This is a genomic window from Paenibacillus zanthoxyli JH29, assembly GCF_000520715.1.
Classification (GTDB): Bacteria; Bacillota; Bacilli; order Paenibacillales; family Paenibacillaceae; genus Paenibacillus_AQ; species Paenibacillus_AQ zanthoxyli.
Window position 1 is genome coordinate 1 of sequence record NZ_ASSD01000561.1, and the last position, 7,218, is coordinate 7,218.

General features: G+C 56.4%; 6 protein-coding genes. All 6 read left to right on the top strand.

Features of this window, described 5'->3' with window-relative positions:
• On the top strand, window positions 1-787 hold a 787-nt coding region (gene argJ / locus L691_RS0122030), incomplete at its 5' end, for a bifunctional glutamate N-acetyltransferase/amino-acid acetyltransferase ArgJ (protein ID WP_025692471.1).
• An 85-nt stretch (window positions 788-872) separates the two neighbouring features.
• Window positions 873-1,697 carry an acetylglutamate kinase gene (gene argB / locus L691_RS0122035; RefSeq protein WP_025692472.1) on the top strand — a complete coding sequence of 275 codons (825 nt, stop codon included), beginning with the start codon at window positions 873-875 and terminating at the stop codon, window positions 1,695-1,697.
• 131 nt (window positions 1,698-1,828) lie between these two features.
• Window positions 1,829-3,115 carry an aspartate aminotransferase family protein gene (locus L691_RS0122040; protein WP_025692473.1) on the top strand — a complete coding sequence of 429 codons (1,287 nt, stop codon included), beginning with the start codon at window positions 1,829-1,831 and terminating at the stop codon, window positions 3,113-3,115.
• Window positions 3,116-3,248: 133 nt separating this feature from the next.
• Window positions 3,249-4,211, top strand: coding sequence for an ornithine carbamoyltransferase (gene argF, locus L691_RS0122045; protein WP_025692474.1), 963 nt, complete (start codon window positions 3,249-3,251; stop codon window positions 4,209-4,211).
• Window positions 4,212-4,274: 63 nt separating this feature from the next.
• The gene (locus tag L691_RS0122050; RefSeq protein ID WP_025692475.1) at window positions 4,275-5,510 is read left to right on the top strand and encodes an argininosuccinate synthase; all 1,236 of its coding nucleotides are present in this window, start codon (window positions 4,275-4,277) and stop codon (window positions 5,508-5,510) included.
• Between the two features lie 118 nt (window positions 5,511-5,628).
• A complete protein-coding gene (gene argH / locus L691_RS0122055) occupies window positions 5,629-7,041 on the top strand; it encodes an argininosuccinate lyase (protein WP_025692476.1) in 1,413 nt (470 codons plus the stop codon).
• Window positions 7,042-7,218 lie beyond the last annotated feature (177 nt).

Here is a 7,218-nt window from a genome sequence, read left to right on the forward strand (position 1 = left end):
CGGAGCGGAGGAGTTCTGCCAGGCTATTTTGACTACCGATTTGGTGAAAAAGGAATGCTGCGTGAAGGTATATATCGGGGATACGGAAGTTTTGATCGCCGGCGCGGCAAAGGGTTCCGGCATGATTCATCCGAATATGGCCACCATGCTCGGCTTTATGACGACGGATGCCGCTGTTGGCCAGGAGGAGCTTCAGACGCTGCTGCGCAAGGCGACGGATACGACCTTCAATATGATTACCGTGGACGGGGATACAAGCACGAACGATATGCTGGTTGCGATGGCCAGCGGTCTGACTGGAAACGAGGAGCTGAATAAGCTGCATCCGGATTGGGAGGCTTTTGAAGCGGCGTTTACGCATGTATGCCGCCATCTTGCTATGGCGATTGCCAGAGACGGAGAAGGCGCAACCCATTTGGTTGAGGTACAGGTTAGCGGTGCGGGCGACGAAGCGGCGGCGCGTGCGATTGCGAAGACTGTCGTAGGCTCCAGCCTTGTTAAATCCGCCATATTCGGCGCGGATGCGAACTGGGGACGGATTATTGCCGCAGTCGGCCGAGCGGGCGTTCCGGTATCGGTTGACAAGGTGGATATATCGCTCGGTACGATCGAAGTGCTGCGCCAGTCGAAGCCGGTGGCTTTTGACGAAGCGGAAGCCTTGGCCTATTTGCAGGGGGATACTACACTTATTACCGTGAATTTGGCTGACGGAGAGGGCAAAGCCACCGCATGGGGCTGTGATCTGACGTATGATTATGTGCGGATTAATGCCGCATACCGGACGTAAGAGACGGGCCTCGGCCACAATTGCTGTAAGGTATATACAGATGGCGGCATAATACAGCCTTTTATAAGGAAGGATAACGGAACTCATGAGCGATGCATATGAACCTAATAGCGCGGGCAATGAGAGAATGTTCGTGATGAAGTGCGGCGGCAGCACGCTGACCGCGCTTCCGGATTCTTTTTTTGACGAACTCCGGCATCTGCAGGAGGATGGTGTACAGCCGATTATCGTTCACGGCGGCGGACCGGCGATATCGGGCAATCTGGCTCGTCTCGGCATCGAGAGCAGCTTTGTGAACGGCCTGCGGGTAACGACCGAGGAAGTGCTCGACGTTGTGGAGATGACGCTGTCGGGCAGCATCAACAAGGCGATTGTAAGGCGAATTCAGGGGAGCGGCGGCAGGGCGATCGGCTTGTCCGGTGTAGATGGCAACCTGATTACCGCCGCTCCCGTGGCGAACAGCGACGAGGTAGGGCTTGTAGGCCATGTGACCGAGGTGAAGGCGGAAATAATAGCGGGTATTCTGGCGCTCGGATATATGCCTATTATTGCGCCGCTTGGCGTGGATAATGCTGGGCAGCGGTACAATATCAACGCCGATACGGCTGCTGGAGCGGTCGCTTCCTACATGAAGTCGCCGCAAATGATTGTGGTGACCGATGTTCCGGGGATTTTGACGACTGTGGAAGATGGAAGCAAGAAGGTTCTGCCGATAGTGACGGTTGCCGAGATTGACAACATGATCGACAGCGGCGAGATTTACGGGGGGATGATCCCCAAGGTCCGGGCGGCGGTGGACTGTATCCAAGGCAGCGTGTCCGAGGTCGTCATTGTCGACGGCAAGGAGCCGGGAGTGCTGAGCCGGGTGCTGTCCGGTGAAACCATCGGGACGCGGATCGTGCGCGAGTAAGAGGAATAGCGGAAAATCAGGCAAATGGCAAAGGGCGGTATATTCGGAACGCCGGAGTCTGCCGGACTTGTAGCAAACAAATAATGCCGGAAGCCGCGTCAGGCGGTATGGGCGGGGGAGAGTGAATGGAAATGAGCAAGCTTACGCAGGCGGAAAATCATTCTTTGAAGGAAGTACAGGTCGCGGACACGGGAGCGGGAATCAGCACGGCGGGTCAGCCGGCGGCTTCCGGCAAGCTGGAACATGTTTTTCCTTCCTATGCGAGATACGATATTAGTCTGGTTAAGGGCAAAGGAAGCTGGGTATGGGATGACAAAGGCAATAAATATCTCGATTTCACCAGCGGTCTGGCGGTGACCAGCCTTGGACACGCTCCGGAGAAGGTTAGCGAGAAATTGAAAGCCCAGATCGATACGCTGTGGCATGTATCCAACCTGTTCCACATCCCTGGGCAGGACAAGGTCGCCGAACTGCTGACCGCCAATAGCTGCGCGGATCAGGTGTTCTTCTGCAACAGCGGAGCGGAATCGAATGAAGCTGCGATCAAGCTGGCGCGCCGCTATCACCAGAAGGTGAAAGGCACGGGTCGCTACGAGATCATTACATTCGAGCAGTCTTTCCACGGACGCACGCTGGCGACGCTGACGGCAACGGGACAGCAGAAGGTAAAAGACGGCTATCTGCCGCTGCCGCAGGGCTTTGTCACGGTGCCTCTCCATGATCTTCCGGCGCTCGAAGCGGCCATCGGAGAGAACACAGCCGCGATCATGCTGGAGATGGTGCTGGCCGAAGGCGGCGTGCTTGAGGTGCAGCCGGAGTTCTTGAACAGCGTCGTGGCGCTGTGCAAGCAGCACGGCCTGCTGCTGATCGTGGACGAAGTACAGACTGGAATGGGCCGCACGGGCAAGCTGTTCGCGCATCAGCACTACGGCATTGAGCCGGATATTTTCACGGTGGCCAAGGGCATCGCTAGCGGCTTCCCGGCAGGGGTTATGCTGGCGAAGGGCTATCTGCGCGAGGCGTTCACTCCGGGCAGCCATGCCTCGACGTTCGGCGGCACGCCGCTAGCGACGGCGGTTATAGCGGCTACAATTGAGACGATGCTGGAGGACAATCTTCCGCAGCGCGCGGCGGAGTCCGGCGAATATTTGACCGGGCTGCTGAAAGAGAAGCTGGCCGATTGTCCATTCGTAGTGGACGTTCGCGGCAAAGGTCTATTGATCGGCATCGAGTGCCAATCTCCCGTTGGCGAGATCGTGCTGGCCGGCCAATCGAAGGGTCTGCTGTTCGTCACAGCCGGAACCCATGTCATCCGTCTGCTGCCGAACCTGTACGTGAGCAAGGAAGAAATTCGCCAGGCGGTGGACATCCTTTCAGATCTCATTCATACTTATGCTAACGAGCATCAGGCTAAGTGAATCCAAAGCGGACGCTTCAAACAATAAATTAGCGGGCAAGTTCCCGCAGCATAGATAGGCTTTAGTGCAAGCTTCCCTTTTTGCAGGGTTGTTTGGCAGGGCCACATTGTGAATAACAAGGAGGAACGGATTCATGGGTCAGGGCATCACGGACAATACGCAGGGCATCGTGCTCAAAGGCCGGGATTTTCTGGAGCTGGACGACTACAGCACGGAAGAAATCCAGTATCTGATCGATCTGGCGATCGAGCTGAAGCGCAAGCAGAAGAACGGCGAAGTGTATCAGCCGCTGCTGGGCAAGACGATCGGTCTTATTTTTGAAAAATCATCCACGCGCACGCGCGTATCCTTCGAGGTCGGCATGTATCAGCTTGGCGGACATGCTCTGTTCCTGAGCAAGAACGACATTCAGCTTGGACGCGGCGAGACGGTGGGCGATACGGCGCAGGTCATGTCGCGTTATCTGGACGGCATCATGATCCGCACATTCGGGCATGACAAGGTCGAGGAACTGGCCCGCTATGCTTCGGTGCCCGTCATTAACGGCCTGAGCGATCTGGCGCATCCGTGCCAGGTGCTGGCCGACTACCAAACCGTGTACGAACATAAGGGACGGCTGAAAGGCCTGAAGCTTGCCTACATCGGCGACGGCAATAATATGGCGCATTCCCTGCTGCTGGGCGGGGCGAAGCTTGGCGTCCATGTCTCTATTGCGGGACCGGAAGGCTACGAGCCGGATGCAGCCGTTGTGGCCAAGGCGCGGGAAATCGCCGAAGAGACCGGCTCCGAGATCGTGATTACGCGCAATCCGGAGGAAGCGGTGAAGGATGCCGATGTCATCTATACGGACGTATGGGCGAGCATGGGCTTTGAAGAAGAGCAGCTCAAGCGGGAAGCCGCGTTCAAGGATTATCAGGTGAACGAGGAGCTCATCAAAGGCGCGAAGAGCGACTATATGTTCCTGCACTGCCTGCCTGCCCACCGGGGCGAGGAAGTGACCGCTGGAATTATCGACGGACCGAACTCCTTCATTTTCGATGAGGCGGAGAACCGGCTGCATGCGCAAAAGGCGCTGATGGCCGCCCTGATGGGCTGATCTGTCCGGCTTAGCGATGATTTGCAGCGAGAAATCCCTTAAGCAGAAAGGAAGAGTTTTTTAATGGCAAAAGAAAAAATCGTGCTCGCCTATTCCGGCGGCCTGGATACCTCGGTCATTCTGAAATGGCTGAAAGAAACGTATGACGCGGAAATTATCGCTTTTACGGCCGATATCGGCCAGAAGGAAGAGCTTGACGGTCTGGAGGAAAAAGCGCTCGCCACAGGCGCGTCGAAAGTCTATATCGACGACCTGCGCGAGGAATTCGCCAAGGATTTCATCTACCCGATGTTCCAGGCCGGAGCGCTGTATGAAGGGCAGTATCTGCTCGGCACCAGTATCGCCCGCCCGCTGATCGCCAAGCGTATGGTCGACATCGCCATAGCGGAAGGCGCGACGGCGATTTCTCACGGCGCTACCGGCAAAGGTAACGACCAGGTGCGCTTTGAGCTTGGCGCGGCTGGCCTTGCTCCGAATATCAAGGTGATCGCGCCTTGGCGGCTTGAAGAGTTCCGTAACCAGTTCCCTGGCCGCGCGGAAATGATCGCCTACGCGGAAGCGAACGGCATCCCGGTTCAGGCATCGGCGGCGAAGCCGTATTCCATGGACCGCAATCTGCTGCACATCAGCTACGAGAGCGGCGTCCTGGAAGATCCGTGGTTCGACGCCAGCGCGCCGGAGAACAAGGAGATGTTCCTGCTGACGAACGCGCCGGAAGACGCTCCGGATCAGCCGGAGTATATCGAACTGGAATTCCTGAAAGGCGACTGCGTCGCGCTGAACGGCGAGCCGCTTGCGCCTCTGCAGGTGATGGAGAAGCTGAACGAGCTGGGTGGCAAGCACGGCATCGGCCGCGTGGACATGGTGGAGAACCGCTTCGTCGGCATGAAGAGCCGCGGGGTATACGAGACTCCTGGCGGCACCATCCTGTTCACTGCCCACCGCAAAATGGAATCCATCACGATGGACCGTGAAGTGATGAACGTTCGCGACAGCCTGATTACCCGTTACAGCACGCTTGTGTACAACGGCTTTTGGTTCGCTCCGGAGCGCAAGGCGATTCAGGCGCTTGTGACTGAGAGCCAGCAGAACGTAACCGGAACCGTACGCCTCAAGCTGTATAAAGGTAACATTATCGCCGCTGGCGTTAAGAGTCCGGTCAGCCTGTACAATCCGAATATCGCGACGATGGAGGCCGACCCGACACAGGCCTACGATCAGGGCGACGCTACGGGCTTCATCCGCCTGAACGCGCTGCGTCTGAAGGTTTCCACCGGAGTGGCAGAATCGGCGAAATAAGGCAACCTGAGCAATAAGGTATACCCGGGACTGGGGAGCGGCAGTATATCCTCACAAGCCCGGGTTTTTCCATGAAAGCGCACGGAATAGATCTATTTTGAAAAGGGGGAATCGAGCAGTGAGCAAGCTGTGGGGTGGACGTTTCACTAAAGGGACGAACAAGCTTGTGGAGGAATACACAGCCTCTATTGGCTTCGATAAAGCGTTGGCGGAAGAAGATGTGCAGGGCAGTCTGGCGCATGTAACGATGCTGGGCAAATGCGGGATTCTGCCGCAGGAGGATGTAGAGACAATTAAGGAAGGTCTTCAAAAGGTGCTGGAAAAGCTTCACGCCGGAGAGGTTGAATTTTCTGTCTCGGACGAAGATATTCATATGAATATCGAGAAGCATTTGATTCAGGAGATCGGACCGGTCGGCGGCAAGCTGCACACGGGACGCAGCCGCAATGACCAGGTGGCGACGGATATGCATTTGTATTTGCGCAATCGGGTCGTGGAGCTGACCGACCTGCTGCATGGGCTTCAAGAGGCGCTGATTGAGCAGGCCAAGGACAACGTGGAGACAATTTTACCTGGCTATACGCATTTGCAGCGGGCGCAGCCGATTCTGTTCGCGCATCATCTGCTTGCCTATGTCTCGATGTTCCGCCGGGACGCCGAGCGGCTGACGGACAGCTACAAGCGCATCAACGTTCTGCCGCTCGGAGCCGGAGCGCTGGCGGGGACTACCTTCCCGATCGACCGGCATTTTGTGGCGGAGCAGCTCGGATTTGACGGCGTCTATGAGAACAGTCTGGATGCGGTCAGCGACCGCGATTTTATCGTTGAGTTCCTGGCGAACGCCTCGCTGATCATGACGCATCTGTCGCGCCTGAGCGAAGAGCTGGTGCTGTGGAGCAGCACGGAGTTCAGCTTCGTGGAACTGGATGACGCTTTCTGTACAGGCAGCAGCATTATGCCGCAGAAGAAGAATCCGGACGTGCCGGAGCTTGTACGCGGTAAGACGGGCCGTGTCTATGGCAACCTGATCGGCCTGCTGACGGTGCTGAAATCTCTGCCGCTCGCTTACAACAAGGACATGCAAGAAGACAAGGAAGGCATGTTCGACACGGTTGCGACGCTGACAGGCGCCCTGCAATTGTTCGCGCCGATGATTGCGACGATGAAGGTCAACAAGGGACGGATGCGGGAAGCGGTGAACACCGATTTCTCCAACGCGACGGATATTGCGGATTTCCTGGTTGGCAAAGGACTGCCATTCCGTCAGGCACATGAGGTTATCGGAAAAACGGTGCTGTACTGCATCAATGAAGGCAAATTCCTGCTCGATCTGACAATGGACGAGTTCAAGCAGTTCTCGCCGCTGTTCGACGAGAATATTTACGCCGTGCTTCAGCCGGAAGCGGTTGTCAATGCGCGCAATGTGTACGGCGGTACGGCAACGGTGCAGGTGCAGGCGGCGATCGGGCGGGCGGAAGTGAGTCTGCTCGAAGCGAAAAAATGGGTTGCGGAGCATGCAGCGAAACTTTAAGCGTGTCAATCCTGCAAAAACAGAGTCCAGAGGCCATCCGGGCAGACATAACGGGTTCCATTTTGAGGTAAGAAGATCATCATTAACTAAAAATGACATTCAAACTGACGACAGTTGGGATGTCATTTTTTCTATACAAGGGATTGAACACTCCCCCACTTAGCTAACACTTGAAGT